22 protein-coding genes are annotated in these 26,911 nt (G+C 70.3%); 14 read left to right on the top strand and 8 right to left on the bottom strand.

Annotation, left to right across the window (positions count from 1 at the left end; genetic code table 11):
• The first annotated feature begins 19 nt into the window (after positions 1 to 19).
• On the top strand, positions 20 to 505 hold the full coding sequence (locus HD557_RS23555) for a pyridoxamine 5'-phosphate oxidase family protein (protein WP_196875671.1): 486 nt from the start codon (positions 20 to 22) through the stop codon (positions 503 to 505).
• A 3-nt stretch (positions 506 to 508) separates the two neighbouring features.
• Here the strand turns inward: HD557_RS23555 and HD557_RS23550 are convergent, their stop codons facing one another.
• Genes HD557_RS23550 through HD557_RS23540 form a run of 3 tightly spaced genes read right to left on the bottom strand, consistent with a single transcriptional unit; the run spans position 509 to position 3,320 of the window.
• A complete protein-coding gene (locus HD557_RS23550) occupies positions 509 to 1,264 on the bottom strand; it encodes an ABC transporter ATP-binding protein (RefSeq protein ID WP_196875670.1) in 756 nt (251 codons plus the stop codon).
• Positions 1,261 to 2,229, bottom strand: coding sequence for an ABC transporter substrate-binding protein (locus HD557_RS23545; protein ID WP_196875669.1), 969 nt, complete (start codon positions 2,227 to 2,229; stop codon positions 1,261 to 1,263). The genes HD557_RS23550 and HD557_RS23545 overlap by 4 nt, the downstream gene beginning before the upstream one ends.
• Positions 2,230 to 2,261: 32 nt before the next feature.
• Positions 2,262 to 3,320, bottom strand: coding sequence for a FecCD family ABC transporter permease (locus HD557_RS23540; protein ID WP_196875668.1), 1,059 nt, complete (start codon positions 3,318 to 3,320; stop codon positions 2,262 to 2,264).
• A 127-nt stretch (positions 3,321 to 3,447) separates the two neighbouring features.
• Between HD557_RS23540 and HD557_RS23535 the strand changes: the two genes are divergently transcribed.
• Both HD557_RS23535 and HD557_RS23530 read left to right on the top strand, forming a co-directional pair.
• On the top strand, positions 3,448 to 4,680 hold the full coding sequence (locus tag HD557_RS23535; RefSeq protein WP_196875667.1) for a geranylgeranyl reductase family protein: 1,233 nt from the start codon (positions 3,448 to 3,450) through the stop codon (positions 4,678 to 4,680).
• Entirely contained in the window at positions 4,680 to 5,618 is a 939-nt protein-coding gene (locus HD557_RS23530; protein WP_231380430.1) for an NUDIX domain-containing protein, read from the top strand. The genes HD557_RS23535 and HD557_RS23530 overlap by 1 nt, the downstream gene beginning before the upstream one ends.
• A gap of 328 nt (positions 5,619 to 5,946) precedes the next feature.
• Here HD557_RS23530 and HD557_RS23525 read toward each other — a convergent pair whose 3' ends face one another.
• Positions 5,947 to 6,906 (bottom strand): ornithine cyclodeaminase family protein, encoded by a 960-nt coding sequence (locus HD557_RS23525; RefSeq protein ID WP_196875666.1) that lies wholly within the window; start codon positions 6,904 to 6,906, stop codon positions 5,947 to 5,949.
• Positions 6,907 to 6,923: 17 nt separating this feature from the next.
• The gene (locus HD557_RS23520; protein ID WP_008362831.1) at positions 6,924 to 8,282 is read right to left on the bottom strand and encodes an MFS transporter; all 1,359 of its coding nucleotides are present in this window, start codon (positions 8,280 to 8,282) and stop codon (positions 6,924 to 6,926) included.
• Between the two features lie 150 nt (positions 8,283 to 8,432).
• Between HD557_RS23520 and HD557_RS23515 the strand changes: the two genes are divergently transcribed.
• The 3 genes from HD557_RS23515 to HD557_RS23505 all read left to right on the top strand — a co-directional run bounded on the left by HD557_RS23515 (position 8,433) and on the right by HD557_RS23505 (position 13,554).
• Positions 8,433 to 11,234 (top strand): FAD-binding and (Fe-S)-binding domain-containing protein, encoded by a 2,802-nt coding sequence (locus HD557_RS23515; RefSeq protein WP_196875665.1) that lies wholly within the window; start codon positions 8,433 to 8,435, stop codon positions 11,232 to 11,234.
• A gap of 140 nt (positions 11,235 to 11,374) precedes the next feature.
• Positions 11,375 to 12,586 carry a class I SAM-dependent methyltransferase gene (locus tag HD557_RS23510; RefSeq protein WP_231380429.1) on the top strand — a complete coding sequence of 404 codons (1,212 nt, stop codon included), beginning with the start codon at positions 11,375 to 11,377 and terminating at the stop codon, positions 12,584 to 12,586.
• Positions 12,583 to 13,554, top strand: coding sequence for a hypothetical protein (locus HD557_RS23505; protein WP_196875664.1), 972 nt, complete (start codon positions 12,583 to 12,585; stop codon positions 13,552 to 13,554). Before HD557_RS23510 ends, HD557_RS23505 begins: the two co-directional genes overlap by 4 nt.
• Positions 13,555 to 13,592: 38 nt before the next feature.
• Here the strand turns inward: HD557_RS23505 and serC are convergent, their stop codons facing one another.
• Positions 13,593 to 14,708 (bottom strand): phosphoserine transaminase, encoded by a 1,116-nt coding sequence (gene serC, locus HD557_RS23500; protein ID WP_196875663.1) that lies wholly within the window; start codon positions 14,706 to 14,708, stop codon positions 13,593 to 13,595.
• 43 nt (positions 14,709 to 14,751) lie between these two features.
• On the opposite strand from serC, the gene HD557_RS23495 reads away from it, so the two are divergent.
• Together HD557_RS23495 and HD557_RS23490 are read left to right on the top strand one after the other, a co-directional pair.
• Complete coding sequence (locus HD557_RS23495; protein ID WP_196875662.1) at positions 14,752 to 15,231, top strand: GNAT family N-acetyltransferase; 480 nt, start codon at positions 14,752 to 14,754, stop codon at positions 15,229 to 15,231.
• A gap of 69 nt (positions 15,232 to 15,300) precedes the next feature.
• Positions 15,301 to 15,996 carry a Pr6Pr family membrane protein gene (locus HD557_RS23490; protein ID WP_196875661.1) on the top strand — a complete coding sequence of 232 codons (696 nt, stop codon included), beginning with the start codon at positions 15,301 to 15,303 and terminating at the stop codon, positions 15,994 to 15,996.
• A 76-nt stretch (positions 15,997 to 16,072) separates the two neighbouring features.
• On the opposite strand, the gene HD557_RS23485 is transcribed toward HD557_RS23490, so the two are convergent.
• Positions 16,073 to 17,176: a citrate synthase 2 gene (locus HD557_RS23485; RefSeq protein WP_196875660.1), complete on the bottom strand. Its 1,104-nt coding sequence runs from the start codon at positions 17,174 to 17,176 to the stop codon at positions 16,073 to 16,075.
• 104 nt (positions 17,177 to 17,280) lie between these two features.
• Between HD557_RS23485 and HD557_RS23480 the strand changes: the two genes are divergently transcribed.
• From HD557_RS23480 to HD557_RS23470, 3 genes are read left to right on the top strand one after another with little or no spacing between them, the layout of a single operon-like run.
• Positions 17,281 to 17,784, top strand: a complete 504-nt coding sequence (locus HD557_RS23480) for a hypothetical protein (protein ID WP_196875659.1) — start codon at positions 17,281 to 17,283, stop codon at positions 17,782 to 17,784.
• 56 nt (positions 17,785 to 17,840) lie between these two features.
• Positions 17,841 to 18,488 (top strand): pyridoxamine 5'-phosphate oxidase, encoded by a 648-nt coding sequence (pdxH, locus tag HD557_RS23475; RefSeq protein ID WP_008362815.1) that lies wholly within the window; start codon positions 17,841 to 17,843, stop codon positions 18,486 to 18,488.
• Positions 18,489 to 18,493: 5 nt separating this feature from the next.
• Entirely contained in the window at positions 18,494 to 20,485 is a 1,992-nt protein-coding gene (locus HD557_RS23470) for a beta-galactosidase (protein WP_196876530.1), read from the top strand.
• Positions 20,486 to 20,488: 3 nt separating this feature from the next.
• Here the strand turns inward: HD557_RS23470 and HD557_RS23465 are convergent, their stop codons facing one another.
• The gene (locus HD557_RS23465) at positions 20,489 to 22,198 is read right to left on the bottom strand and encodes a S8 family peptidase (protein WP_008362813.1); all 1,710 of its coding nucleotides are present in this window, start codon (positions 22,196 to 22,198) and stop codon (positions 20,489 to 20,491) included.
• A 179-nt stretch (positions 22,199 to 22,377) separates the two neighbouring features.
• Here HD557_RS23465 and HD557_RS23460 point away from each other — a divergent pair, with 179 nt between their 5' ends.
• The 3 genes from HD557_RS23460 to HD557_RS23450 are packed head-to-tail and all read left to right on the top strand — an operon-like array spanning position 22,378 to position 26,780.
• Positions 22,378 to 23,007: a TetR/AcrR family transcriptional regulator gene (locus tag HD557_RS23460; protein WP_196875658.1), complete on the top strand. Its 630-nt coding sequence runs from the start codon at positions 22,378 to 22,380 to the stop codon at positions 23,005 to 23,007.
• Entirely contained in the window at positions 23,008 to 24,756 is a 1,749-nt protein-coding gene (locus HD557_RS23455) for an ABC transporter ATP-binding protein (RefSeq protein WP_196875657.1), read from the top strand.
• The gene (locus HD557_RS23450) at positions 24,753 to 26,780 is read left to right on the top strand and encodes an ABC transporter ATP-binding protein (RefSeq protein WP_269210661.1); all 2,028 of its coding nucleotides are present in this window, start codon (positions 24,753 to 24,755) and stop codon (positions 26,778 to 26,780) included. Before HD557_RS23455 ends, HD557_RS23450 begins: the two co-directional genes overlap by 4 nt.
• The last annotated feature ends 131 nt before the right edge of the window (positions 26,781 to 26,911 follow it).

Below are 26,911 nucleotides of genomic sequence, written 5' to 3'. Positions count from 1 at the left end.
GTCGCCTACCCTCTGGGGTATGGCAGCTGATCTGGACAGACACGTCCGCGGGATCGTCGACAGCGTCGCCTACCTGGTGCTGGCGACCTCGGATCCCGACGGGAGGCCGCGTACGTCGCCGGTCTACTTCTCCCACGACGGTTACCGGGACCTCTACTGGGTCTCGGCACCCGACGCCCAGCACTCCCGCAACATCGTGCGCGACCCGCGCGTGGCCGGGGTCATCTTCGACTCCTCGGTCCCGCCCGGGTCCGGCGCGAGCGCGGCGTACGTCACCGGGATGGCTCGCCAGGTCCCGGACTTCGAGCTCGAGAAGCGCTGCGCGGTGGCGTTCCACCGGCTGGTCGGGACGGCGCGGGCGTTCAAGCCCGAGGACCTGCGCGGAGAGGCGCCGCTGCGGCTCTACGTGATGGACGTGGAGCTCTGGGAGGCGCACCTTCCCGGGGTCGACCCGGACGACGAGGCGGCGCCGGAGACCCGCGTCGAGGCGGCCCCGGAGATGTGAGGATCAGCTCGAGGGGCGGAAGAGGAGGTGGATCTCCTCGCGCAGCTCGAGCCGCTCGATGCCGATGCCGTAGACCGGCTCCAGGATCTCGGGGCGGAGCACCTCGTCGACGGTGCCGCGCGCGGCCACTCGGCGCTGGTCGAGCAGTACCAGGTCGTCGCAGTAGCGGGCCGCCAGGTTGAGGTCGTGGAGCACGACGATCGCCGTGGTCCCGAGCTTGCGGACCAGGGAGAGGATCTCGTGCTGGTAGCGGATGTCGAGGTGGTTGGTCGGCTCGTCGAGGAGCAGGTGGGTCGCCTCCTGGGCCAGTGCCCGCGCGATGAGCACCCGCTGCCGCTCGCCCCCGGACAGGGCGGCGAAGGAGCGCGGACCGAGGTGGGTGCCGCCGACGCGCTCCAGGCACTCCGCGGCGATCTCCAGGTCGTGCTCACCGGCTCTGGCGAAGGCGGACAGGTGCGGCGTACGGCCGAGGAGGACCATCTCGCCGGCGGTGAGAGAGGTGTCCGTGCCGGACTCCTGGACGACGACGGCCAGGCGCCGGGCGACCTCCTTGGCGGGCAGCCCGGCGAGGTCGTCGCCGTCGATCTGGACGGTGCCGCTGCCGCGGAGGGCGCCGTAGAGCATCCGGAGCAGGGTGGTCTTGCCGCTCCCGTTCGGGCCGATCAGACCCAGCACCCGGCCCTCGTGGGCGTCGACGTCGACGTCCTCGAGGATGCTCGTGGCGCCGTACGTCCAGGACAGCCCGCCGGCCTCGATCACCGGCCGAACCTGTCGATGATCCGCTCCAGACCGTCGACCGAGAGCGCCGAGGGCGGCTCGGTGAAGTTGAAAAGCTGCGCCATCACGTCGCCGTTCCTGACCGCGGTGAGGTCCTCGGCGCCGGCGAGCTGGGTGATCGACTCCTCGACCTTCGCCGGGTCGCCGGCGTTGTGGAGCAGGATGATCACGTCGGGGTCGCGCTCGAGGAGGTCCTCGGTCGAGACCTCGAAGACCCGCTCGTCGACGTCGGCGAAGACGTCCTCGAACCCGGCCGCCTCAAGCTGCGGGTGGGCCATCGAGCGGGTGCCGTAGGCGTAGGTCACGCCGCCGCCGACGGTGGGGTAGAGAACCGCCGCCGTGCGTCCCTTCCCGACCTTCTTCGTCTCCAGCTCGGTGACGCGTTTGCGCAGGTCAGCGACAGCCTTGGCGGCTTCGTCCGTCTTGTCGAAGACGCGGCCGTAGGCCTCGAGCTGGCTGTAGACGTCGTCGAAACCGGGGTCGTCGACGCCGTCCGGGCACATCGCCGGCTCCTCGAGGAGGTCGATGTCGACGGCGTCGAGGGTGTCCCGGGAGAGGTTGTCGACCTCGCCGAGCACCAGGTCCGGCTCCTCGGCGATCACGACCTCCTTGGAGATCTGCAGGTGGCCGCTGGTGTCCATCTCGTCGGTGAGCAGCGGGATCTCGTCGAGCTCGGCCCGGGTCTCGGTGTCGTAGTAGTCGGCCGGGTAGTCACCGGCCCGGGCCACGACCTGGTCCATCACGCCGAGCGCGTGCAGGTAGGGCACCGCGGAGCTCTTCAGCATCACGACGCGCTCCGGTGGGGCCTCGAAGGTGACCTCGACGCCGCAGTTCTCGATGGTGACCGGGAAGCCGTCTCGGGCGGCCTCGGTGCCGGCGGCGTCGGCGCCGCAGGCGGTGGTCGTGGCCAGCACGAGGGCGGCGGTGGCGATCGTGGGGCGGATCATGTCGGGCTCCTGGTGATGGGTCGGGCGGGTGGTCAGACGTCGCGGGCGGAGAAGCGCCGGATCAGGACGATGAGGAACGGCGCTCCCAGGAGCGCGGTGACGATCCCGATCGGGATCTCCTGGGGCTGGAGCAGGACGCGGGCGAGCACGTCGGCCCAGACCAGGAGGATCGCGCCCATCAGCGCGGCTGCGGGGACGGCCACGGCATGGGCGGAGCCGACCGCGCGGCGGGCCAGGTGCGGCACCACCAGGCCGACGAAGCCGATGCTGCCGGCGGCCGAGACGACCACGCCGACGGTCAGTGCCACGACGACCAGCAGCAGCGTACGGAAGCGGTCGGGGGAGACGCCGAGGCTGTGCGCGGTCTCGTCGCCGATGGCGAGCACGTCGAGGCCGCGACCGGACAGGGTCAGCAGGGTGACCGTGACGATCACCGCGACGGCCACGACCGCGAGCAGGCCGTCCCACTGCGCCAGGCCGAGCGAGCCGAGCAGCCAGAACATCACCGACCGCGCCCCTTCGGCCGAGCCCGAGGCGAAGATCAGGAAGCTGGTCAGGCCGTAGAGCAGATAGCCGACCGCAACACCGGAGAGCAGCAGCCGCAGCGAGGTGACCCGGCCGCCGCTGCGAGCCAGCGCGAACACCAGGAACGACGCCGCGAGAGCGCCGAGGAAGGCGGAGCCGGGCAGGGCGTACGCCCCCAGGCCGGTGCCCGCGCCGAAGAGGATCGCCGCCGCGGCGCCGCTGGAGGCGCCGGAGTTGATCCCGAGCAGATACGGGTCGGCCAGCATGTTGCGGACCATCGCCTGCAGGGCCATGCCGGTGACGGCCAGGCCCGCACCGACCAGGGCGCCGAGGAGCACGCGGGGGAGACGTACCTTCCACACGATCGCCTCCTCGGTGGCCTTCCAGCCGGTCTCGGGCAGGCCGAGGAGGTGGTGGCCGAGGATCTGGGCGACCGTCCCCGGCGTGACGTACGCAGCGCCCAGCCCGACCGCGACGACAACGGTCGCCGCGGCGGCTGCGAGGAGGCCCAGGAGCCAGATGACGGCGCGCCGGCGGCGGCGACCTACGCCGAGTGGGTCGTGCACGTGGGGGCCTTCCGAGACTGCGCCGAGGGTTAATGCGAAGAACTTGCAATAACCTAGCAGGCTCCCGCTCCGGGTGGAGGTGAGGGTTCTCTGACCGGCCGTGTGGCGGGTCTGGGAAGATATGCGCATGACCTCGTCCCTTCCGCAATCAGCTGACGTGCTCGTCGTGGGGGCAGGGCCTGCGGGCTCGGCCGCGGCGGCCTGGCTGGCGCGCGCCGGGGTCGATGTCCTGCTGACCGACGCCGCCGTCTTCCCGCGTGACAAGACCTGTGGCGACGGGCTCACCCCGCGTGCGACCCACGAGCTGGTCCGGCTCGGCCTGGAGGACTGGCTGCGGGCGCACCCGGTCTCGAAGGGCCTGCGGGCGCACGGCTTCGGGCAGACGCTGCATCTGCCCTGGCCCGGCGGCACGCTGCCGTCCTGGGGGTCGGCGGTGCCGCGCACCGAGCTCGACGACCACCTGCGCACCGTGGCGATCAAGTCCGGCGCGACGGCGGTCGACGGCGTGCGCGCGGTCGACGTGCGGTGGGACGGTGCCCGAATTGCTGCGGTGATCTTCGAGGGTGGTCACGAGGTGGCCTGCCGGTCGGTCGTCGTGGCCGACGGCGTGCGGTCGCCGCTGGGCAAGGTGCTGGGACGCGAGTGGCACCGCGACACCGTCTACGGCGTCGCCGGGCGGGCCTACATCGCCTCCGACCAGGCTGATGACGAGTGGATCTCCTCCCACCTGGAGCTTCGCGACGAGTCCGGCGAGGCGCTGCCCGGCTACGGCTGGATCTTCCCGCTTGGATCTGGCGAGGTGAACATCGGCGCCGGCGCGCTGGCCACCTCGAAGCGGCCCGCGGACGTCGCGATCAAGCCGCTGATGCGCCACTACACATCGCTGTGCCGCGACGAGTTCGGGCTGAAGGGCGAGCTGCGGGCGGAGAAGTCCGCCCTGCTGCCGATGGGTGGTGCGGTCTCCGGCGTCGCCGGTGCCAACTGGGCGCTGATCGGCGACGCGGCCGGCTGCGTGAACCCGCTCAACGGCGAGGGGATCGACTACGGCCTGGAGACCGGACGGATGGTCGCCGACGCCATCGTCGCAGGCGAGGACCTGGCCACCGCATGGCCGGCGACCCTGCGTGAGCACTACGGCGAGGCGTTCTCCATCGCCCGCCGCCTGGCCGGGATCGCGACCCGGCCGCGGCTGGTATCCACCCTCGGACCTGCCGGAATGCGCTCCGAGTGGCTGATGACGCTGGCTCTGCGGTGGATGGGCAACCTGGTCACCGACGAGGACCGCGACCGGGCCGCCAAGGTGTGGCGCTGGGCCGGTCGCCGCTCGTTGGCTCTCGACTCCCGACCCCCGTTCAGCTGATGGCGACGCGGAATCGGGGCCGCAGCGGGCGGCGACGCAAGCTTCCGAAGGTGCAGCGGGTGGGGGCGTACGCCGTCATCATCCGGGCGGGTGCGGCCGCCGAGCCGGAGATCCTGCTCAGCCGGCTCTCGGAGAAGGTCACGCCGGAGGAGCGGTGGACGCTGCCCGGTGGTGGCATCGACCACGGCGAGGACCCGCGCGACGCGGTCGTGCGCGAGGTCTACGAGGAGGCCGGCGTGCCGGTCGAGGTCGGCATCGAGGCGCGGGTCTACTCCGTCCACCAGGCCAAGGCCTGGCGACTGGGCCGCCGGGTCAACTCCCACGCGATCCGGATCGTCTACGACGGCTGGGTGCCCCACGACGCTCCCGAGCCGCAGACGATGGAGGTCGACGGGTCCACGGCGGAGGCGGCCTGGCTGCCCCTCGCTGCGGTGGTGAGCGGCGAGATCCCGACGTCCCCGCTGGTCACCGATGCCCTCGAGGTGCACAAGCCGGCGCGGATGCAGCGGCTGGCTGCGTACGCGTTCATCACCCGGGACGCCGACGACGCGATCCTGCTCACCCGGATCTCGCCGCTCGGCTATCACTCGGGCTCGTGGACGCTCCCCGGGGGCGGGGTCGACTTCGGCGAGCAGCCGCGGGAGGCGCTGGTGCGCGAGGTGGCCGAGGAGTGCGGCCTGACCTGTGAGGTCGGCGTCCTGCTCGACGTGCACGACGTGAACATCACCGGCACCGCTCCCAGCGGTCGTCACGAGGAGTTCCACGGCGTCCATCTCATCTTCGCCGCGACCGTTCCCGACGACGCGGAGCCGCGAGTGGTCGAGCAGGGCGGCACCACCGACGACGTACGTTGGGTGACCCGTGAAGAGCTGGCGACACTGCCGCTCCTCGACGTGGTCACCGCGGCTCTCGATGCCGAGAAGAAGGCAGCCTCCTAGTCGTGGTGGACTGCGTCGTACGTGAATGAAAGTTCGTTCGCGTGTGCGGGGTGAATGAAGGTTCGTTCGCGTGTGCGGGGTGAATGAAAGTTCGTTCACGTGTCCGGGGTGAATGAAAGTTCGTTCACGTGTCCGGGGTGAATGAAAGTTCGTTCACGTGTCCGGGGTGAATGAAAGTTCGTTCACGTGTCCGGGGTGAATGAAGATTCGTTCACGCTCCCAGCGCGAAAGAAAGTTCGTTCGCCGCGCGGTCAGGGGCCTGGCGGGGTCGCCCTCATCATCGTGACCTGGCAGCGACGACCAGCCCCTCGAGCTGTGGGCATCGCTCCTAGCCCAGGTCGGCTTGGGTGCCGGCGCCGTTCTCCTCGGCCGCGGTCAGGATCACCGCCGCCGCGGCGGCGTCCTGGACACCGATGCCCACGGAGAAGTAGGTGACGACGTCGGCGGCGCGGCGGTCGAGGGTGGCAGCGCCGGTCAGGAGGGCGCCGAGGTCGGTGATCCGATCGGGGTCGACCGCCCCGGAGCCGACGGCTTCGACGACCGGGCCGCAGTCGGTGAGCGCTGACGCGCGGTAGTCGACGACGACCGTGGAGCGGGTCAGCAGCGACGGCGGCAGCTCGACGCGGTCGGGGGCGAAGGAGCCGACGCTGGCCACGGTGGTGCCGTTGGTGACCCAGGCGTCCTCGATCACGGGGGTGAGGGACGAGGTGCAGAGGACGACGATGTCGGCATCCCGTACGGCCTGCTCCAGGTCCGTCATGGCAGCCGCATCGTGCGACCCGGCGACCTCCGCGACGGCCGCCGGGTTCCGGCCGAAGACCTGGAGCTCGGCGTCGGGACGGGTCACGGTGAAGGCGTCGAGGTGGGCCCGGGCCTGGGCGCCGGTGCCGACGACGAGGACGGTGCGGGCGTCGGGTGCGAGCTGCTGCATGGCGAGGGTGGTCGCGGCAGCGGTGCGCAGGCCGGTGACGCTGTCGCCGTTGATGATCGCGCGCGGTGTGCCGGTCTCGGCGTCGAGGACCGTGATCACCGAGTGCACGGCGCCCATGCCGCGAGCCTTGTTGGCAGGGTTGACGCTGCCGAACTTGCTCACCGCGGGGGCGTCGGGGGCGATCCGGGAGGAGTAGCAGAACGAGACCGACGAGTCCGGTCCCGGGACGAGGAGCCGGGGAGGCTGGACGGCCTCCCCGGCTCCCAGTCGGGTGAACGCCTCACGCTGGGACTCCAGCGCGAGCTGCGGCGTGAAGATGCTGCGTACGTCGGTGGCGGAGAGGATCCTGACGCTCATCCCGCCACGTTAGACGCTCAGACGGTGGCCTTCTCCGCGGTCTCCTCGAGCGCGACGTCCTTGGTCTCCTTGCCGATCAGCAGGGAGATCAGGGTGATCACCGCCATCACGGAGAGGTAGACGCCGACCAGGACGGGCGAGCCGTCGGCCTGCTTCCACAGCGCGACCGCGATGAACGGGGCCACCGCGGCGCCGAGGATCGAGGCGACGTTGTAGGAGATGCCGGAGCCGGTGTAGCGCACGCTGGTCGGGAACAGCTCGGGCAGCAGCGCGCCCATCGGACCGAAGGTGAGACCCATCAGCGAGAAGCCGAGGACGAGCCAGAGGAGCACGCCCGGGGTGCCGGCGTCGACCAGCGGCACCCAGGCCAGGCCGAAGACGATGATCCCGAGGGTGACCGCGATCAGCAGGCGGCGGCGACCGAAGCGCTCGGCCAGCGGCCCGGAGACCATGGTGAAGATGCCGAAGAAGATCACGCCGAAGATCAGCATGAGCACGAAGGTCGTGTAGCCGTAGCCCAGGCCGGCGACGGGAAGGTCCTTGGCCGCGGTGCCGAACGAGAGCGAGAACGCGGTCATCAGGTAGAAGAGCACGTACGTCGCCAGCATGAAGAAGGTGCCGAGGACCAGCTGCTTGCCCTGGTTGCGCACGACCGAGGCCAGCGGGACCTTGCGGACCAGGCCGGCGTCCTGGCTCTTGGTGAACACGTCGCTCTCGACCAGGCGCAGCCGGACCCACAGGCCGACGATCACCATGACCGCGGAGAAGAGGAACGGCACCCGCCAGCCCCACGCCAGGAAGGCGTCGGACGGCTTGGTCGGGTCGGCGCCCTCCGCGGAGAGCAGTGCCGCGATGGTCAGGAACAGGCCGTTGGAGAGGATGAAGCCGAGCGGCGCGCCGAGCTGCGGGAACGTACCGAAGATGGCGCGCTTGCCCTCCGGGGCGTTCTCGGTCGCGACCAGGGCCGCGCCGCTCCACTCGCCGCCGAGCGCGAAGCCCTGAGCCAGGCGCATCAGCACAAGCAGCGCGGTGGCGACCCAGCCGACGGTCTCGTACGTCGGCAGCGCGCCGATCAGGAAGGTCGCGATGCCCATGGTGAGCAGCGAGATCACCAGGGTCGTCTTGCGGCCGAGCCGGTCGCCGAGGTGACCGAAGAAGATCGCGCCCACCGGGCGGGCGACCATCGCGGCGCCGAAGACGGCGAAGCTCGCCAGGAGCGCGGTGGTCGGGTCGCCGGCCGGGAAGAAGAGGGCGGGGAAGACGAGGACGGCTGCGGTCGCGTACGCATAGAAGTCGTAGAACTCGATCGTCGTCCCGATGAGACTGGCGACGAGCACGCGCGAGCGCGGGTTGGCCGGTGCGGGGGTGGCGGACATGGTCTCTCTCCGAGGTGTCGATGGGCCCGCCTCTCGCGGGTCGTCCCATTATATGAGAGTCCGATATCGCTCCATGAGACGGGTTCGCGTTGTGGTCGCCGACGGTGGGCGCTGGCCGGTGGCGGCGCCGGGGTCTGTGACAATGAGCGGGTGAATGCGACTGCCTCGGATCTGGCGAATGAGCTGCGCAACCAGGGGATCAGCCGGGTCGACGACTCGCCGCTGGCCCGGGCGCTCTACTCCAGCGACGCGAGCCTCTACCGGGTCGTGCCCTCCGTCGTCGTGCGGCCCCAGTCCCGCGACGAGCTGCTCGCGGTGCACTCGGTGTCCCGCTCGACGGGCGCCCCGGTGACGATGCGAGGCGCGGGCACCTCGATCGCGGGCAACGCCGTCGGCACCGGCATCGTCGTGGACACGCGCGACCTGCGGACCATCTACGAGATCGACCCGGAGGCGCGGACCGCGCGGATCGATCCGGGCGTGGTCCACGCCGATCTGCAGCGCGCGGCCGCCCCGCACGGGCTGCGGTTCGGGCCGGACCCGTCCACCCACACCCGCTGCACCATCGGCGGGATGATCGGCAACAACGCCTGCGGCAACCGTGCGCTGGGCTACGGCCGCACCGTCGACAACATCGAGTCGCTGACCGTGCTCTTCGGCAACGGCGAGCAGGCGGTCTACGCCGACGGCGTCTCCTCCGGGGAGACGGCCGAGCGCCTCCAGGCGCTCGTCGGTGCCAACCTCGGGCACGTGCGGACCGAGTTCGGCCGCTTCGGGCGCCAGGTCTCGGGCTACTCGCTCGAGCACCTGCTGCCCGAGAAGGGCGGCCGGATCGACCGCTTCCTGGCCGGGTCCGAGGGGACTCTCGCGACCGTCCTGGAGACCACGGTGCGGCTCGTCGAGGACTCTCCCGGGCGACTCCTGCTCGTGCTCGGCTATCCGACGATGGTCGAGGCGGCCGACGCTGTGCCCACGCTCCTGCAGGTGGCGCCGGGACGGCTGATCGCGTGCGAGGGGATGGACGCCCGGATCGCCGACCTGGTGCGCGCCAAGGGTCGCGCCGTGCCCGACCTCCCCAAGGGCGCCGGCTGGCTGATGGTCGAGGTCGCCGGCCAGGACGCGCCTGACCTGGTGAAACGCCTCGCTGCCGAGTCGGGCGCGCTGGAGTCGCGGGTGGTCGTCGACCCGATCGAGGCGGCGGCGCTGTGGCGGATCCGCGAGGACGGTGCAGGCCTGGCCGGGGTCTCGCTGCCGACGCCGGCCCACTCCGGCTGGGAGGACGCGGCGGTCCCGCCGGAGCACCTCGGCGCCTGGTTGCGCGACTTCGAGGGGATCCTCTCGGACTTCGGCCTGCACGGCTATCCCTACGGCCACTTCGGCGACGGCTGCATCCACTGCCGCATCGACTTCCCCTTCGCGCCGGACTCCCCGGAGTCGGCGCAGGTGTTCCGCGAGTTCATGACCGCGTGCGCCACGCAGCTGGTCACCTACGGCGGCTCGCTGTCGGGCGAGCACGGCGACGGGCGGGTGCGCTCCGAGCTGCTGCCTCTGATGTACGACAAGACCTCGATCGAGCTCTTCGAGCAGGTCAAGGGCATCTGCGACCCGTCCGACCTGCTCAACCCCGGCAACATCGTGCGGCCGGCGTCGATCACCGACGACCTGCGTCCGGTACGGCCCCGGGCCCTGCCCCGGACCGGGCTGCGGCTCATCCACGACTCCGGTGACCTGGGCGCGGCCGTGCACCGCTGCACCGGCGTCGGCAAGTGCGTGGCCCCGAAGACCATCGGCGTGATGTGCCCCTCCTACCTCGCCACCCGCGAGGAGAAGGACGCGACCCGTGGGCGCGCGCGGGTGCTGCAGGAGGCGCTGGACGGCTCGCTCGTCGACGGGCTCGGCGACCCCGCGGTCGCCGAGGCGCTCGACCTGTGCCTGGCCTGCAAGGGGTGTGCGTCCGACTGCCCCACGGGCATCGACATGGCGACGTACAAGTCGGAGGCGCTCTACCAGAAGCACGACGTCCTCGGGGAGCGGCGGCCGCGCTCGCACGCTCTTCTTGGGCAGCTGCCGAAGTGGGCCCGGCTCGCGGCGCCGTTCACCCAGATGGCCAACGCGTCCCTGAAGATCTCGCCGCTGGCGAAGATCGCCAAGAAGACCGCCGGCATCGACCAGCGGCGCTCGATCCCGGCGTTCGCGCCGAAGACGCTGAAGCGGTCGGCGCCGGTGGCCCGGCTCGCCACCGAGACCCCGGACGTCTGGATCTGGGCCGACTCCTTCACCGACCACTTCTTCGCTCAGTCGGGCCACGGCGCGATCAAATGGCTCGAGTCGCAGGGGCTGAACGTGCGCGTCATCGGCGAGAAGGCCTGCTGCGGCCTGACCTGGATCACCACCGGTCAGCTCGACGACGCCCGCAAGATCATGGAGAAGACGGTCCGTACGCTGGCCCCCTATGTCTCCTCCGGCGTCCCCGTCGTCGGGCTGGAGCCGTCGTGCACCGCGACCCTGCGCTCGGACTCGGTCGAGCTCTCGGCCCTGCCGGAGGCCGAGGTCGTACGCGACGGCATGCTCACCTTCGCCGAGCTGGTGACCCGCCTGGTGGCTGAGGGGCGGGTGAGCCTGCCCGACCTGAGCGGCGTCGAGGTCGTCGCGCAGCCGCACTGTCACCAGCACGCCGTGCTCGGCTGGACCGCCGACGAGGCGCTCCTGAAGCAGGCCGGCGCGACGGTCACCAAGGTCTCGGGCTGCTGCGGCCTGGCCGGAAACTTCGGCGTCGAGGAGGGGCACTACGAGGTGTCGGTCGCGGTCGCGGAGACGCATCTCCTCCCGGCTGTGCGGTCGCATCCCGACGCGGTCGTCCTCGCCGACGGGATGTCGTGCCGGGTCCAGCTCGACGACCTCGCCTCGGTGCCGACCATGCATCTCGCCGAGCTGTTCGCATCGCGGGTCTGACGGGTGCCCGCGGTCGGGGATGGGTGTTGGTGCCCGGCCGACGCCTAGAATGAAGCGGTGAACCCGCGTTACCGCCGAATGATCATTCCCGGCGCGCTGGTCGCCCTTCTGCTGGTGGTCGTCATTGCCGGGGTGCTGAATTGAGCAGGGAGTCCGAACCGCTGCTGCGGGCGCTGAACCGGATGCGATCGGTGATCCTCGATCCCGAACAGCTGGTCAAGGCGGTCGCGTCGGGCAAGCAGCGCGGCACCACGCCGAAGTGGCGTCGCGCCGAGATCCGCTACGTCGACCTCAAGGCCGGCCGACACCTGCAGATCACGACGTACGACGCGACCCAGGCGTTCACCGCGAACCATCCGGTAGGAGATAGTTCGTCACTGGACGATCTTCTCGACGAACCGTTCGCCAACTGGATCGTCACGACCGCGACCGAGCAGACTCAGATCCAGGCGAAGACGCCGACGACGGCGCTCGTCTCGACCACGGAGGCGACCGCGCCGGTCGAGGTCGAACGCGGCCATGACCAGGCCAAGGAGCGGCTGCTGCCGGAGTCCGACCCTGTCTTCCGTGTGCTCGGCCTCTCCGACAAGGACGGGAAGCTGAAGCCGTCGCGCCAGGCGAAGTACCGCCAGGTCGAGGAGTTCCTGCGCCAGCTCGACGCCGCCCTGACGGACGCGATGAAGTCCGGCAAGGTCCGTCGGCCGACCGCGGAGGAGCCGCTGCGGATCATCGACCTGGGTGCCGGCAACGGCTACCTGACCTTCGCCGCCCAGCGCTACCTCACCGAGGTCCGCGAGCTGCCCGTCGTCGTCACCGGCGTCGACGTGAAGGAGCAGTCGCGGGAGCACAACACGAAGATCGCGGCCGAGCTCGGGGTGAAGGCCGAGTTCGTGGCCGGGACGATCGACGGCGTGCAGCTCGACCAGCAACCCGACGTGGTGCTGGCCCTGCACGCCTGCGACACCGCCACCGACGACGCCCTCGCCCGCGCGGTCGAGTGGGAGGCGCCGCTGGTGCTGGCCGCGCCGTGCTGCCACCACGACATCGCCGCCCAGCTCCGTAAGGCCCCGACCCCGGCGCCCTACTCGATGCTCACCCGCCACGGCATCCTCCGCGAACGCTTCGCCGACACCCTGACCGACGCCCTGCGCGCGAGCCTGCTGCGCCTGGCCGGGTACCGCGTCGAGGTGGTGCAGTTCGTGGAGAGCCAGCACACCCCGCGCAACACCATGCTCCGCGCGATCCGCACCGGCTCGCCGGTCAAGGGCGGCTCGGTGAAGAAGGAGTACGACGACCTCGTGGCCGAGTGGGGCGTACGTCCGAAGCTCGGCGAGCTGCTCGCCGACCGATGAAGGCGGTCGTCGCCGCTGCGGGCGCGCTCGGGCTGGTGCTGATCTCGTCCGTGCCCGCACGCGCCGCCGGTGACGACGTCCTCTTCTCCTTCTCCGACCCGACGATCAGCGAGGCCAGCGCGCTGACCCCGCTCGGCAAGGGTCTGTACGCCACCACCAACGACTCCGGCGACAGCGGCCGAGTCTTCACCGTCGACTCCAGCGGCGACACGGTCGGCGTGACCCACTGGGCGGCGGACCCGGTCGACGTCGAAGGGCTCGCGCCCGCCGGCGGCAATCACGTCTGGGTCGGCGACATCGGCGACAACAACAGCGTCTGGGACTCGATCCGGATTGCGAAGGTACGCGTCGGGCGGGGCGAGCGCACGGTCTCGCCGACCGTCTACGAGCTCGTCTACCCCGACGGGCCGCACAACGCCGAGTCCCTGCTGGCCCACCCCGACGGTCAGGTCTTCGTCGCCACGAAGGACTGGGGAGGCGGCCGGCTCTACGCCGTCCCGAAGCGTCTCGACCCCGACGGCCCCAACCGGCTGAAGGAGGTCGCCCCGGTCATCCCGATGGCCACCGACGGTGCCTTCTTCCCCGACGGCAAGCACCTGGTCGTACGCGGCTACTACTCCGCCACGATCTACGACTGGCCCTCGATGGACCGCGTCGGCTCGTTCCGGACCCCTGACCAGGAGCAGGGCGAGGCCATCGGCGTCACCGCCACGGGCGAGGTGGTCGTGACCAGCGAGGGCATCCGGGCCGAGGTGATCCGCGTCGCCCCCGAGCTGGTCAGCGAGGTCCTCGGCGAGGAGCCGACGCCGACCGCGGACCCCAGCCCCGATGCCACCGAACCGCCGGACGACGAGACCGGCGCCGAGGACAGCGACGCGGGCGACGAATCCGGCGGCGGGTCGGTGGGGCCGGCCGCGCTGGTGGTGCTCGCCGTGGCTGCGTACTTCATCTTCCGCAAGCGCTCCTGACGCCGAGTCGGCTCGTCATGACGAGCCGGGTCGGCGGGTCAGAGGCGGTCGACGACCCAGTCGATGCAGGCGGTGAGGGCCTCGATGTCGGCGGCGTCGACGGAGGGGTACATCGCGATCCGGAGCTGGTTGGTGCCGACGCCGCGGTAGGCGTCGAGGTCGACGACGCCGTTCTCCGCCAGAACCGACCGGAGGAGATCCTTGTCGATGCCGGCGTCGAGCTCGACGGTGCCGACGACCAGGGAGCGGTGGGTGGGGTCCTCGACGAACGGCCGGACGTACGGCGCCTTCTCGGCCCAGGCGTAGAGCGCGTCGGAGGAGGCCGTGGTGCGGGCGACCATCGCGTCGAGCCCGCCGGAGGCGTTCATCCAGTCGAGCTGCTCGGCCATCAGGAAGAGTGTGGCGACGGCCGGGGTGTTCACGGTCTGACCGCTACGCGACTGCTTGATCGCCTCGGTGAGCGAGAAGAACGACGGGATGTGCCGGCCGCTCGCCGCGATCTCCTCGGCCCGCGCGATCGCGGCCGGGGAGAGCAGCGCCAGCCACAGGCCGCCGTCGGAGGCGAACGACTTCTGCGGCGCGAAGTAGTAGACGTCGCTCTGGGTCACGTCGAGCGGCAGCCCGCCGGCGGCCGAGGTCGCGTCGACGATGGTGAGCTGGTCGGCACGGGCGCCGGCAGGACGTATGACCGGAGCCATCACGCCGGTCGAGGTCTCGTTATGTGTCCAGGCGTAAACATCGACACCGTCCTCCTGGGACGGCACCGCCAGGCCACCGGGCTCGGCCGAGATCACCGACGGGTCCGCCAGCCACGGCGCAGCCTTGGCCGCGGAGAGGAACTTCTTGCCGAACGCCCCGAAGACGGCGTGCTGGCTGCGCTCGCGCACGAGGGCGTACGTCGCCAGGTCGAAGAACGCCACCGAGCCGCCGTTGCCGATGACGACCTCGTAGCCCTCCGGCAGCGAGAACAGGTCGGCCAGCCCGGACTGGACCCGGCGGACGAGATCCTTCACCGGCTGCTGGCGGTGGGAGGTGCCCATCACCGAGACCCCGGTCGCGGCGAGCGCCTCCAGGCGCCCGGCGGGCACCTTGGACGGCCCGGACCCGAAACGTCCGTCGGCGGGCAGGAGGTCGGCGGGGATCTGCAGCGTCATAAACCCATTCTCGCAAGAGGCGGGCGTCGGCCAGAATACCGACGTGTCTGTTGAGATTCGCCGGGTCGCGTACGACCACCCGGATGCGCAGAAGCTGGTCGACCGGGTCCAGGAGTTCTACGTCGAGCGTTACGGCGAGCCCGACCACGACCCGACCCTGCCGGAGATGTTCGAGGGCCTCGCGGGCGCCTACTTCCTGGCCTATCTCGACGACGTCCCGGTGGCCTCCGGCGCCTGGCGCCGCTCCGGCGAGTCCGCGCTCGGGACCGTGGTGACCGCCGAGATCAAGCGGATGTACGTCGTCCCCGAGGCCCAGGGCCAGGGCCTCGCCAAACGCATGCTCGCCCACGTCGAGACCTCGGCCCACGAGGCCGGCTTCGAGGCGATGGTCCTCACCACCGGCGGCCTCCAGCACGAGGCCATCGGCCTCTACGCGGCCAACGGCTACGTCGACGTCGAGCCGTTCGGCTACTACAAGGACGACGACCTGGTCGTCTGCATGGCCAAACGCCTCGACGGCTAGAGCACGCCGGCGGCCGCGGTCCGGATGTCGCACCCCGGGCATCCGGCGTACGGACGTTAGCGTGTGCTCGTGGCCCTTCGAACCGCCGTTGCGATGCGCGCTTGGTACGCGGTCGTGGCCGTCGTCGTCGGTGTGGGATTCGTGCTGCAGTTCTATCTGCTGTTCACGGGCGGCGCGGACGCGAACTCGGGCGAGTCGGGTCATGAGATCCCGCTGGCCGTACGCTTCGCCAGGCTGTTCAGCTTCTTCACCGTCGACAGCAACGTGCTCGTCCTCGCGGTGGCCATCACGGTGGCGCTCGGGCGGGCCGCGAACAGCGTGGCCTCGCGTGCCATCGGGCTGAGCGCGCTGCTCGGCATCACGGTCACGGGCACGGTGTTCAGCCTCGTGCTCGCGCCCGGCATCGAACTGCGAGGAGAGGCGGTCGTCGCGACCAACCTGTTCCACATCGCCAGCCCCGTGCTGTTCGTGCTCGGCTGGTTGCTGTGGGGCTCACGGCGCCAGTGGGATGTGCGGATCGCCGTGCTCGCCTTCATCTGGCCGATCGCCTGGCTGGTGCTCACCCTCATCCGAGGCGCGATCACCGGCTGGTATCCCTACCCGTTCCTCGACGTCGGCCAGAACGGCATGGTCCCCGTCCTGCTCAGTGCGGCCGCGGTGCTCGGCTACGCGATCGTGCTGACAGCGGTCCTCCTGCTGGTGGACCGGTACGCCCCGGTGGCGTCTCTCGACCACGTCGGCCGGTCGAGCAGCCGCACGACCTAGCAGCGCCCAGCCCTCACAACGCAGGAACCGACCGGCTCGAGCCGGTCGGTTCCTGCGTCGTGATGTCAGCGGGCGGCTACTTGGCCCAGTCGGCGTTCCAGCCCTCGACCGCGTCGGCGGGGCGAGGGGCGGGGCCGGTGTAGATGGCGCTCGGCCGGATCAGGCGGCCGGTCTTCTTCTGCTCCAGGATGTGGGCGGACCAGCCACCGGTGCGGGCACAGGTGAACATCGAGGTGAACATGTTGGCCGGGATCTCGGCGAAGTCGAGGACGATCGCGGCCCAGAACTCGACGTTGGTCTCCAGGACCCGGTCGGGGCGGCGGGCACGAAGCTCCTCCAGAGCCGCCTTCTCCAGCGCCTCGGCGACCTCGTAGCGGGGCGCGTTCAGCTCGCGGGCGGTGCGGCGCAGCACGCGCGCACGCGGGTCCTCGGCGCGGTAGACGCGGTGACCGAAGCCCATCAGCCGCTCGCCCGAGTCCAGCAGCCCCTTGACGTAGGAGGCCGCGTCGCCGGACTTCTCGACGTCCTCGATCATGCCGAGCACGCGGGAGGGCGCGCCGCCGTGCAGCGGGCCGCTCATCGCGCCGATCGCGCCGGAGAAGGCCGCGGCGACGTCGGCGCCGGTGGACGTGATCACCCGGGCGGTGAAGGTGGAGGCGTTCATGCCGTGCTCGGCGGCCGAGGACCAGTAGGCGTCGATGGCGTGGGCGTGGGCAGGGTCGGCCTCGCCGCGCCAGCGGATCAGGAACTTCTCGGCCAGCGTCTTGCCCTTGTCGACCTCGCGCTGCGGCACCACCGGCAGATGGATCGAGCGCGCCGACTGGCCGGCGTACGACAGGACCATGACGGCCACGCGGGCGAGGTCCTCGCGGGCCTGCTCGTCGGAGATGTCGTAGGTCTGGCCGAACCCGAAGGCGGGCGCGAGCATGGGGATGGCGGCCTGGACGTCGACGCGTACGTCACCGGTGTGCACCGGCAGGTTGTAGGCCTCGGCGGGCGGCAGGCCGGGGCCGTACGAGCCGTCGATCAGCAGGCCCCAGACGTTCTCGAACGGCACCCGCCCGACGATGTCCTCGATGTCGACCCCGCGGTAGCGAAGGGCCGAACCCTCTTTGTCGGGCTCTGCGATCTCGGTCTCGAAGGCCACGACGCCCTCGAGACCGTGCTGTACCTGGCTCACTGCCTTCTCCGTTCTCTGTTGTCATGGGCATTGTGCCGCATCCTGGCTTCGACCCGGGCGTGGGGCGCGGTCGTGGTAGGGGGTCCGGCGCTACTGTCACCACCATGGACCTGGGGAAGCTCGTCGGTGGTCTCAACACCAAGGACATCGACAAGGTGATCAAGCTGATCACCGAGAACAAGGACCTGCTGGCGGCGCTCGAGCGGCTGCCGCAGCTGTTCGACTCCTTCGGCGAAGGGCTCGAGGCGGCCGGTGGGCGCGCCCGCGAGGCCGGTGCCGTACTGATCGGGGACGGCGCGGGCGGCGTCAAGGACGCACTGGGTGACGTCGCCACCTCGCTGGGCGACATCTCCGCCGCGATCTCGAAGGGCGTCGACCGGCTCGCCGATGTCGCCGAGGGGCTCGGCCGGGTGCCGATGGCCGACGGTCCGGCGAAGTCGATCGCGAGCGCCGCGAAGGAGATCGGTGGCGCCGGCTCGGCGCTCGACGACCTCTCCGGCTCTCTCGAGACGATCGCCGAGCTGCTGGCAAAGGTCGGTTCGGCTCTGGAGCAGCTGGGCGACAAGCTCGACGAGTCGGGCACCCAGGTCAAAGGCTTCATGGGCTGATCCGTACGGGTCGAGTCCCCGGCACCGGTGACTCCACGACGTCGTAGGTTGAGACCATGGATCTCTCAGCTGAGCTGGCGGCCGCGCGTGAGTCTTACACCCGCAGCGGTCTGACCGAGGACGACCTCGCGGCAGACCCGTTCCAACAGTTCGAGAGGTGGTACGTCGAGGCCCGTGACGCGGGCATCGTCGAGCCCAACGCGATGGTGGTCTCGACCGTCTCGGCGGACGGCGCGCCCTCGTCGCGGACCGTGCTGCTGAAGGGGTTCTCGACCGAGGGCTTCACCTTCTTCACCAACACCGCCTCCCGCAAGGGCTGCGACCTCGCGCGCAACCCACGCTGCGCGGTGCTCTTCCCGTGGCACCCGCTGGAGCGTCAGGTACGCATCGACGGCGTCGCCCGCGAGCTCTCCGCAGCAGACGTCGAGGCCTACTTCTCCCAGCGTCCGCGCGGCTCCCAGCTCGGCGCCCACGCCTCCCACCAGAGCCGGGTCGTCTCCGGGCGCGAGGAGCTGGAGGCGGCGTACGCGCGGGTCGAGGCGCAGTTCGAGGGACAGCCGGTCCCGGTGCCGGAGGAGTGGGGCGGCTACCGGGTCGAGCCCGAGACCGTGGAGTTCTGGCAGGGGCGTCCGGGGCGGATGCACGACCGGCTCGTCTACCGCCGCGAGGGCGACACGTGGCGCACGGAGAGGCTGGCTCCGTGACGGGGATGGAGCGGGTCACCCGAGCGCTGGGCGGCCGGATCGCCTACGGCGCCGACTACAACCCGGAGCAGTGGCCGGAGGAGATCTGGGACGAGGACGTACGCCTCATGCAGGAGGCCGGGGTCAACCTGGTCAGCGTGGGGATCTTCTCGTGGGCCCTGCTGGAGCCCGAGCCGGGGACGTACGACTTCGGCTGGCTCGACCGGGTGCTCGACAAGCTCCACGCGGGCGGGATCGCCGTGGACCTGGCGACCGCGACCGCGAGCCCGCCGCCGTGGTTCCTCGAGCGGCACCCGGAGGCCACGCTCGTCGACGAGATCGGCAACCCGCGCGCGTTCGGTGCGCGCCAGGCGTACTGCCCCTCCTCGACCGGCTATCGCGAGGCCGCCACGTCCTTGATCACCGAGCTGGTCAAGCGCTACGACGAGCATCCGGCGGTGGTGATGTGGCACGTCAACAACGAGTACGGCTGTCACAACGACCACTGCTTCTGCGATGCCAGCGCGGTGGCCTTCCGGCGCTGGCTGCAGGACCGCTACGGCGTGATCGAGCAGCTCAACGAGGCCTGGGCGACCGCCTTCTGGAGCCAGCACTACACCGGCTGGGAGCAGATCGGCCCGCCGCGACAGGTCTCCTACGGCAACTTCGCCAACCCCGGCCAGCAGCTCGACTGGTGGCGGTTCTGCTCGGATGAGATCCGCGACCTCTACCGGGTCGAGGCGGCGGCGGTGCGGGCGCACTCCGACAAGCCCCTGACCACCAACTTCATGGGCTTCCGCAAGTCGCTCGACTACCGCAGCTGGGTCGACGTCGGCGACCTCGTCTCCAACGACCACTACCTCATCGCCGCGGACGAGGACCGCACCCACCAGCTCGCGATGACGGCCGACCTGACCCGCTCCTGGGGCCATGGCGAACCGTGGCTGCTGATGGAGCACTCGACCTCTGCGGTCAACTGGCAGCCGCGCAACATCGCCAAGACCACCGGCGAGATGCGCCGCAACTCCTTCCAGCACGTCGCACGGGGTGCCGACGGAGCACTGTTCTTCCAGTGGCGCGCCTCGCGCGGTGGCGCGGAGAAGTTCCACTCCGCGATGGTTCCGCACGCCGGCACCGAGAGCCGGCTGTGGCGAGACGTCGTACGCCTCGGGGCGGACCTGTCCGCGATCGCCGAGGTCGCCGGCAGCCGGGTCGCGCAGGCGGACGTCGCGATCTGCTTCGACTGGGAGTCGTGGTGGGCGGCGACCTTCGACTCGCACCCGTCGGTCGACGTCGACCCGATGGCGACCGCGCGGGCCTGGCACAAGGCCTGCTGGACCCGCAACCTCGGTGTCGACATCGTCGGGGTCGCCGACCCGCTCGACGGCTACGCGGTGGTGGTGCTGCCGGTGCAGTACCTGCTCTCCGACGAGGCCATCGCGCGGTTCACCGCCTTCGTCGAGGCCGGCGGCACCTTGGTCGCCACCTACTTCTCAGGCATCGTCGACGAGCACGACCACATCCGGCTGGGCGGCTACCCGGGCGGGCTGTCCGATCTCCTCGGAGTGCGGATCGAGGAGTTCTGCCCGCTTCCCGAGGGCGACGAGATCCCGCTGACCGCCTACGGCTCCGGCACGATCTGGAGCGAGCGCGGCCGCGCGGTCGGGGCCGATGTGGTGGCTGCGTACGCCACCGGCGACTGCGCCGGCGACCCGGCCGTCACCCGGCGCCGGGTCGGCAAGGGCACGGCCTGGTACGTCGGCACCGAGCTCACCCCCGAGTCGCTCGACACCCTGGCCAACCAGGTCCTCACCACGACCAAGCCGGTCGTCGGGGGTCTCCCCGAGGGCGTCGAGGCGATCCGTCGGGTGGGTGAGCAGGGGACGTACGTCTTCGTCATCAACCACACCCACGAAGCGGTCATCGTCCCCGTCCGGGGCACCGACCTGCTCTCCGGCAACGAGGCCGGCCCGCACGTCGTGCGGGCCGGCCAGGTCGCGGTCATCCGCGAGGGGTGAGCATCAGCGGCTGACAGCCGCCTCGGCGTTGACGATGCCGCTGCCGTAGAAGCCGTTCGGCGCGTCGCCACCCTCACAGGTGTGCGTGCTGGTCCGCGTCGAGCCGTCGGGCAGGTGGCGGACATAGGTGAAGTCCGCCGGGACCGGGCAGGCCTTGTCGGTGGCCGACTTGAGCAGGATCTTCTCGACCTTGGTGGGTGAGAGGGTCTTGCCGGAGCGGTCGCGGCTGCCGTACTCGCCGACGATCAGCGCGGCCACACCAGCAGCGTGCGGGGAGGCCATCGAGGTGCCCTGCAGGTACTGGTAGTAGGAGCACTCGCCGCTGGAGCAGTCCGCGACGGCCCACGGGACCACGACCTCGCCGGTCGCCGGGTCGATCGCGCCCTCGGCCACGGCCAGGTCGTAGGGGTAGGCGGCCAGGATGTTGGCGGCGAAGTCGCGCGTGCCGTCCGCGGTGTCGTACGCATCCCCACCAGGCGCCGCGACGTCGACGAAGCCGTTGCCGTAGCTGGAGTAGTAGGACTTGCGCTCGGACGGGCCGGTGGCGCTGACCGCGATGACCCCGTTGCCCTCGGTGGGCATCGAGACGCACGACTCCGGGTCGAGCAGGTCACGGACGTAGGCGGCCTCGCCGGGCTCGCTGGCGTAGTCGGGGCTGCTCGCGTCGGTCTGCGGCTTGGTGTAGTCGATCGCCTGGTTGCCGGCGGCGGCGATGAGGGTCACGCCGTGGCCGCGGGCGTAGTCGAGGGCACGCTGCATCGCGGTGATGATCGTGACCTGCTCGGCCTGGTCGGCGGCGGAGTCGGCCGGGTGGTTGGTGCAGTTGAACAGCCACGGGTCGACGTAGTAGCTCATGTTGACCACGTCGATGCCGTGGCGGCCGGCGTAGGTCAGCGCGTCGACCGAGGGCTGCAGGAAGAAGTAGCCGGAGTCCTGGCCGGCGCGGAGGTTGACGATGTCGGCCTCGGGAGCGACGCCGGTGATGCCGACGCCGTTGACCGGGGAGGCGATGGTCGAGGCGACGTGGGTGCCGTGGCCGTTCTCGTCGACGTCGGCCGCGTCCTCGCAGGAGGCGTCGGGCTCGTCCTCACACGGACCGTCGACCGGGTCGCCGTTGGCGTCGACCGGGATGTCGGTGGTGAAGTTGCGGCTCAGGCCGGCGTCGAAGTTGGGTGCGATGTCGGGGTGCGACCCGTCGACACCGGTGTCCAGGATGCCGACGCGGACACCCTTGCCGCGCTCGGTCTTGTTGGCGTCCCCGGCGTGGATCTGCTTCATGTCCCACTGCAGGCCGGAGAGCGGCTCCGTGCCGCCCTTGGGCTTCGGCGTCTTGGGCGCGGTGCCCTTACCGCCACGGAACTCGGTCTCGACCTTCGACACCTCCTGCTTGCGGGCGTTGCTCGCCCCGTCGGGGGTGTTGGCGCCCACGATCCTGTCCTGGGCCGCGCCGACGAGGGCGCTCGAGGCGTTGGCCGCCTCGGCGAAGTCCTCACCCGCGGTCACCGTCGCGACACCGATGGCACTGTTCTCCGAGACGATCTCGCCCCCGGCGGCCTTCACCGCGGCACGGGCAGTGGCGGCCGAGGATCCCTCGGCATATGCCACGACATAGCGGACCTCCTTGTCGGAGGTGGCGGTTCCCGAGTTCGCCATGACGAGGGCGCCGGTGACCCCCAGTGCGACCGCGGTCGCACCTGTCAACAACCTACGCATGCTGTCTCCATTCCGGATTCGGTGGTCGAGATTGTCGGGACCACCGCTGTCATGGCCCTTGTCGGCCCGACAGTGGGCCCAGCATGCCCTAGTCCGCATCCGATGGAACAGGGTTTGGATCCACCATCCACCCAATAATTGGGTTGTGAGTGAGTGCTCACTCATTTACGCTCGTCGACGTGGACGAACGACGTACGCGGGCGAAGCCGATTCCCGCAGCCGACCGGCGCGCAGCGATCATCGCGGCGACCGAGACGCTGCTGATCGAGCACGGCACGGCAACGACCACGCGGCTGATCGCCGAGGCGGCCGGAGTCGCCGAAGGCACGATCTTCAGGCACTTCCGTGACAAGAAGGAGCTCTACCGGGCGGTGGCGGAGAACGTCTTCGACCCGGTCAGGACCGGAGAGTCCATGGCGGACGTGCTCGAGGACAAGACCGAGATCGAGGACAAGCTCCGGGCCGTGATCGACCTGCTGGCCGCAGGCTCGCAGCGTGGTGTCCTCGTCATGATGGCCGTGCGCTCGGCCGTGATGGAGGAGGCGGACCCCGAGGGCGTACGTCATCCCCACGGCCCGCCGACGTTCCTCATCGAGGCCAACAAGGCCCTCATCGACAACCTGACGAGGCTCGTGTTCGAGCCGCACGTGGACGAGCTGCGGCTGCCGCCGCGCAAGGCGGCGCTGGTGCTGCGCAGCCTCACGATCGGGGCCTGGCTCCCCGGTCTGAACCGAACGAACCAGCCGTTGAGCAGCGAGGACGTCATCGACGTGCTGCTCGGAGGCATCCTGACCAGAGAGACCCCCTGAATGCTTCTCCGACTGCTGCGGGACTACCTGCTCCCGTACAAGAGATTCCTGGTCGTCATCGCGATCCTGCAGCTCTTCTCGACCTCGGCCTTCATGCTGCTGCCCAGCCTCAACGCCGACATCATCGACCAGGGCGTGGCCGAGGGCGACACCGGCTACATCATGAGGATCGGCGCGATCATGCTCGCCGTGGCGCTGGTGCAGATCCTGTGCTCGATCGCCAGCGTCTACTTCGCCGCACGCAGCTCGATGAGCTTCGGCCGCGACCTGCGGGCGGCGATCTTCGCGAAGGTCGGCTCCTTCAGCGCCCGCGAGGTCGGCCGCTTCGGCGCCCCGTCGCTGATCACCCGGACGACCAACGACGTCCAGCAGGTCCAGATGCTCGCCGTGCTGACCTGCACGCTCGCGGTGATGGTGCCGATGATGATGGTCGGCGGCGTCGTGATGGCCATCCGGGAGGACGCCGGCCTCGCCTGGCTGCTCGCGGTGGTCATCCCGGTGCTGCTGCTCTCCATGACCGTGGTCGTGCGCGGCATGGTCCCCAACTTCCGCAGGGTGCAGGAGCGCATCGACGCGGTCAACCGCATCCTGCGTGAGCAGATCACCGGCATCCGGGTGATCCGTGCGTTCGTACGCGAGCGTCAGGAGACCGAGCGCTTCGCGAAGGCCAACGACGAGCTCACCGACGTCGCGCTGCGGGCCGGGCGCTGGATGTCGACGATGTTCCCGCTGATGATGCTGGTCATCAACGTCGCCAGCGTCGCGGTGATCTGGTTCGGCGGCATCCGGGTCGACGACGGCGTGATGCAGATCGGCCCGCTGACCGCCTTCCTGCAGTACCTGATGCAGATCCTGATGTCGATCATGATGGGCACGTTCATGCTCATGCAGGTGCCGCGTGCGGCCGTCTGCGCCGACCGGATCGCCGAGGTCCTCGACACCGAGACGTCGGTGACCCCGCCGGCAGCCGGCGTCACCGAGATCTCCCGGCGCGGGCACGTCGACCTGACCGGCGCCGGCTTCACCTACCCCGGTGCCGACCACCCCGTCCTCCACGACATCACCTTCGAGGCCCGCCCTGGGCAGACCGTCGCGATCATCGGCTCCACCGGAGCCGGCAAGACGACCCTCCTGGGCCTCGTCCCGCGGCTCTTCGACGCGACGGCCGGCGTCGTCCGGGTGGGTGGGATCGACGTACGCGACCTCGACCCGGCCACCCTGCGCAGCTCCCTCGGGCTGGTCCCGCAGAAGGCCTTCCTCTTCACAGGCACCGTCCGGTCCAACCTGCTCCACGGCAAGCCGGACGCCACCGACGAGGAGCTCTGGCACGCGCTCGAGGTCGCCCAAGCACGCGACTTCGTGGAGCGGATGGCGCCCGAGGGCGGCACCGGCCTCGACGCCGAGATCGACCAGGGCGGCACCAACGTCTCCGGTGGTCAGCGGCAGCGCCTGGCGATCGCCCGCGCGCTGGTACGCCGCCCTGACATCTACCTCTTCGACGACTCCTTCTCGGCGCTCGACGTCGCCACCGACGCCCGGCTCCGCGCTGCGCTCGCCCCCGAGACCCGCAACGCCACGGTCATCGTGGTCGCCCAGCGCGTCTCCACCATCCGCGACGCCGACAAGATCCTCGTGCTCGAGGACGGCGCCATCGTCGGCGAGGGCACTCACGAGGAGCTGCTCGGAGCCAACGCCACCTACCAGGAGATCGTCTCCTCCCAGCTCAGCGCAGAGGAGGCCGCCGCATGAGCGACCCCAAGACCGGCCAGACCAGCCAGACCAGCCAGAACGGCCAGAACGGCCAGATGAAGAAGACCGAACGGATCGTACGTCCCCAGGGCGGCCCCGGCCCGATGGGCGCCGGCGGCGCGGTGGGGGACAAGGCGATGAACTTCGTCCCCTCGGCCAAGCGGCTGCTGCGCCGGATGGCGCCCTACAAGATCCATGCCTTCGCCACGATCGTCCTGGCCGCGATCAGCGTGACGCTGATGTCGCTCGGTCCGTGGCTGCTCGGCAAGGCGACCAACATCATCTTCGGCGGCGTCTTCTCCCGCGAGCTGCCTGCCGGGGTGACCCAGGAGCAGGCGGTCGAGGGCCTGCGGGCCCAGGGCGACGACAAGCTCGCCGACATGCTCTCCGGGATGGACTACGTCAACCCCGGCCACGGCGTCGACTTCGACGCCCTGCGCAACGCGTTGATGGTCGTGCTCGTCGTCTACCTGGTCGCCTCGATGCTCTCCTTCGCGCAGGGCTGGATCCTCAACTCGGTCGTCCAGGGCACCGTGAAGGGGCTGCGTGAGGACGTCGAGAAGAAGGTGCACAGCGTCCCGCTGTCCTACTTCGACAAGCAGCCGCGAGGCGAGCTGCTCAGCCGGGTCACCAACGACATCGACAACATCAGCCAGACGCTGCAGCAGACCTTCAGCCAGGTGCTGACCGCGCTGTTCACGCTGGTGACGGTGCTGTTCATGATGTTCTGGATCAGCCCGGTGCTCGCCCTGATCGCGCTGCTCGCGGTGCCGGTCTCGCTGGTCGTGACCGGTGCGGTGATGAAGCGGTCCCAGGGGCAGTTCGTGGCCCAGTGGCGCAGCACCGGCAAGCTCAACGGTCACATCGAGGAGACCTTCTCGGGGCACGACCTGGTCAAGGTCTTCGGTCGCCAGGAGGAGGTCGAGAAGACCTTCGCCGAGGAGAACGACAAGCTCTTCGCCGCCGCCTTCAAGGCCCAGTTCATCAGCGGGATCCTGATGCCGCTGATGATGTTCGTGGGCAACCTGATGTTCGTGGTGGTCTGCGTGGTCGGGTCGCTCCGCGTCGCCAGCGGCGCGCTGAGCCTGGGCGAGCTGCAGGCCTTCATCCAGTACTCGCGCCAGTTCACCCAGCCCATCACCACCCTCGCCTCGATGATGAACCTGCTCCAGTCGGGCGTCGCCTCGGCCGAGCGGGTCTTCGAGCTCCTCGACGCCGAGGACCAGTCGCCCGACGTCGGAGCGGCCAGGGGCGGGTCGGCCGGCGCCGGCGAGGTCCGGTTCGAGCACGTCTCGTTCGCCTACGACAAGGACAGGCCGCTCATCGAGGACCTGTCGCTGGTGGCCCGCCCCGGGCAGACCGTCGCGATCGTCGGTCCCACCGGAGCCGGCAAGACCACGCTGGTCAACCTGATCATGAGGTTCTACGAGCTCGACGCCGGCCGGATCACCCTCGACGGCGTCGACATCGCCTCGATCCCTCGCGCGGACCTGCGAGGGCGCACCGGCATGGTGCTCCAGGACACCTGGCTCTTCGAGGGCACCATCCGCGACAACATCCGCTACGGCCGGCCGTCCGCGACCGAGGAGGAGCTCCTCGAGGCGGCCCGGGCGACGTACGTCGACAGGTTCGTGCACTCGCTCCCCGACGGCTACGACACCCTGATCACCGACGAGGGCGGCAACCTCTCGGCGGGCGAACGGCAGCTGGTCACGATCGCCCGGGCCTTCCTCGCCGAGCCGTCGCTGCTGATCCTCGACGAGGCGACCTCCTCGGTCGACACCCGCACCGAGCTGCTCCTGCAGCACGCCATGGCGGCGCTGCGCTCGGACCGTACGTCCTTCGTGATCGCCCACCGGCTCTCCACGATCCGCGACGCCGACCTGATCCTGGTCATGCGCGACGGCGCGATCGTCGAGCAGGGCGACCACGCCGAGCTGCTCGAGGCAGGTGGGGCGTACGCCGAGCTCTACCAGTCGCAGTTCAGCCACGCGATCGTCGAGGAGGAGCGCGCGACCGCTTGAAATAAACCCTTTGAACCCGGCCGGCCTCGACGCCTACCGTTGAGGCACACGGGAAAGGAGGTGATCCGATCAGATGAAGAACGATTGGATGCGTGAGGTGGCTGCTCGCTAGCAGCCCTCCAACCAAGGAT

It is taken from the genome of Nocardioides luteus, from assembly GCF_015752315.1.
GTDB lineage: Bacteria > Actinomycetota > Actinomycetes > Propionibacteriales > Nocardioidaceae > Nocardioides.
This window is presented reverse-complemented; position numbering and strand designations above follow the sequence as displayed.

Excerpts from the sequence above, each read along its gene's own strand:
- HD557_RS23480 (WP_196875659.1), top strand. The coding sequence starts at position 17,281 with ATGGACCTGGGGAAGCTCGTCGGTGGTCTCAACACCAAGGACATCGAC.
- HD557_RS23530 (WP_231380430.1), top strand. The coding sequence starts at position 4,680 with ATGGCGACGCGGAATCGGGGCCGCAGCGGGCGGCGACGCAAGCTTCCG.
- HD557_RS23465 (WP_008362813.1), bottom strand. The coding sequence starts at position 22,198 with ATGCGTAGGTTGTTGACAGGTGCGACCGCGGTCGCACTGGGGGTCACC.
- HD557_RS23555 (WP_196875671.1), top strand. The coding sequence starts at position 20 with ATGGCAGCTGATCTGGACAGACACGTCCGCGGGATCGTCGACAGCGTC.
- HD557_RS23455 (WP_196875657.1), top strand. The coding sequence starts at position 23,008 with ATGCTTCTCCGACTGCTGCGGGACTACCTGCTCCCGTACAAGAGATTC.
- HD557_RS23505 (WP_196875664.1), top strand. The coding sequence starts at position 12,583 with ATGAAGGCGGTCGTCGCCGCTGCGGGCGCGCTCGGGCTGGTGCTGATC.
- HD557_RS23450 (WP_269210661.1), top strand. The coding sequence starts at position 24,753 with ATGAGCGACCCCAAGACCGGCCAGACCAGCCAGACCAGCCAGAACGGC.
- pdxH (WP_008362815.1), top strand. The coding sequence starts at position 17,841 with ATGGATCTCTCAGCTGAGCTGGCGGCCGCGCGTGAGTCTTACACCCGC.
- serC (WP_196875663.1), bottom strand. The coding sequence starts at position 14,708 with ATGACGCTGCAGATCCCCGCCGACCTCCTGCCCGCCGACGGACGTTTC.
- HD557_RS23525 (WP_196875666.1), bottom strand. The coding sequence starts at position 6,906 with ATGAGCGTCAGGATCCTCTCCGCCACCGACGTACGCAGCATCTTCACG.
- HD557_RS23545 (WP_196875669.1), bottom strand. The coding sequence starts at position 2,229 with ATGATCCGCCCCACGATCGCCACCGCCGCCCTCGTGCTGGCCACGACC.
- HD557_RS23470 (WP_196876530.1), top strand. The coding sequence starts at position 18,494 with ATGGAGCGGGTCACCCGAGCGCTGGGCGGCCGGATCGCCTACGGCGCC.
- HD557_RS23535 (WP_196875667.1), top strand. The coding sequence starts at position 3,448 with ATGACCTCGTCCCTTCCGCAATCAGCTGACGTGCTCGTCGTGGGGGCA.
- HD557_RS23520 (WP_008362831.1), bottom strand. The coding sequence starts at position 8,282 with ATGTCCGCCACCCCCGCACCGGCCAACCCGCGCTCGCGCGTGCTCGTC.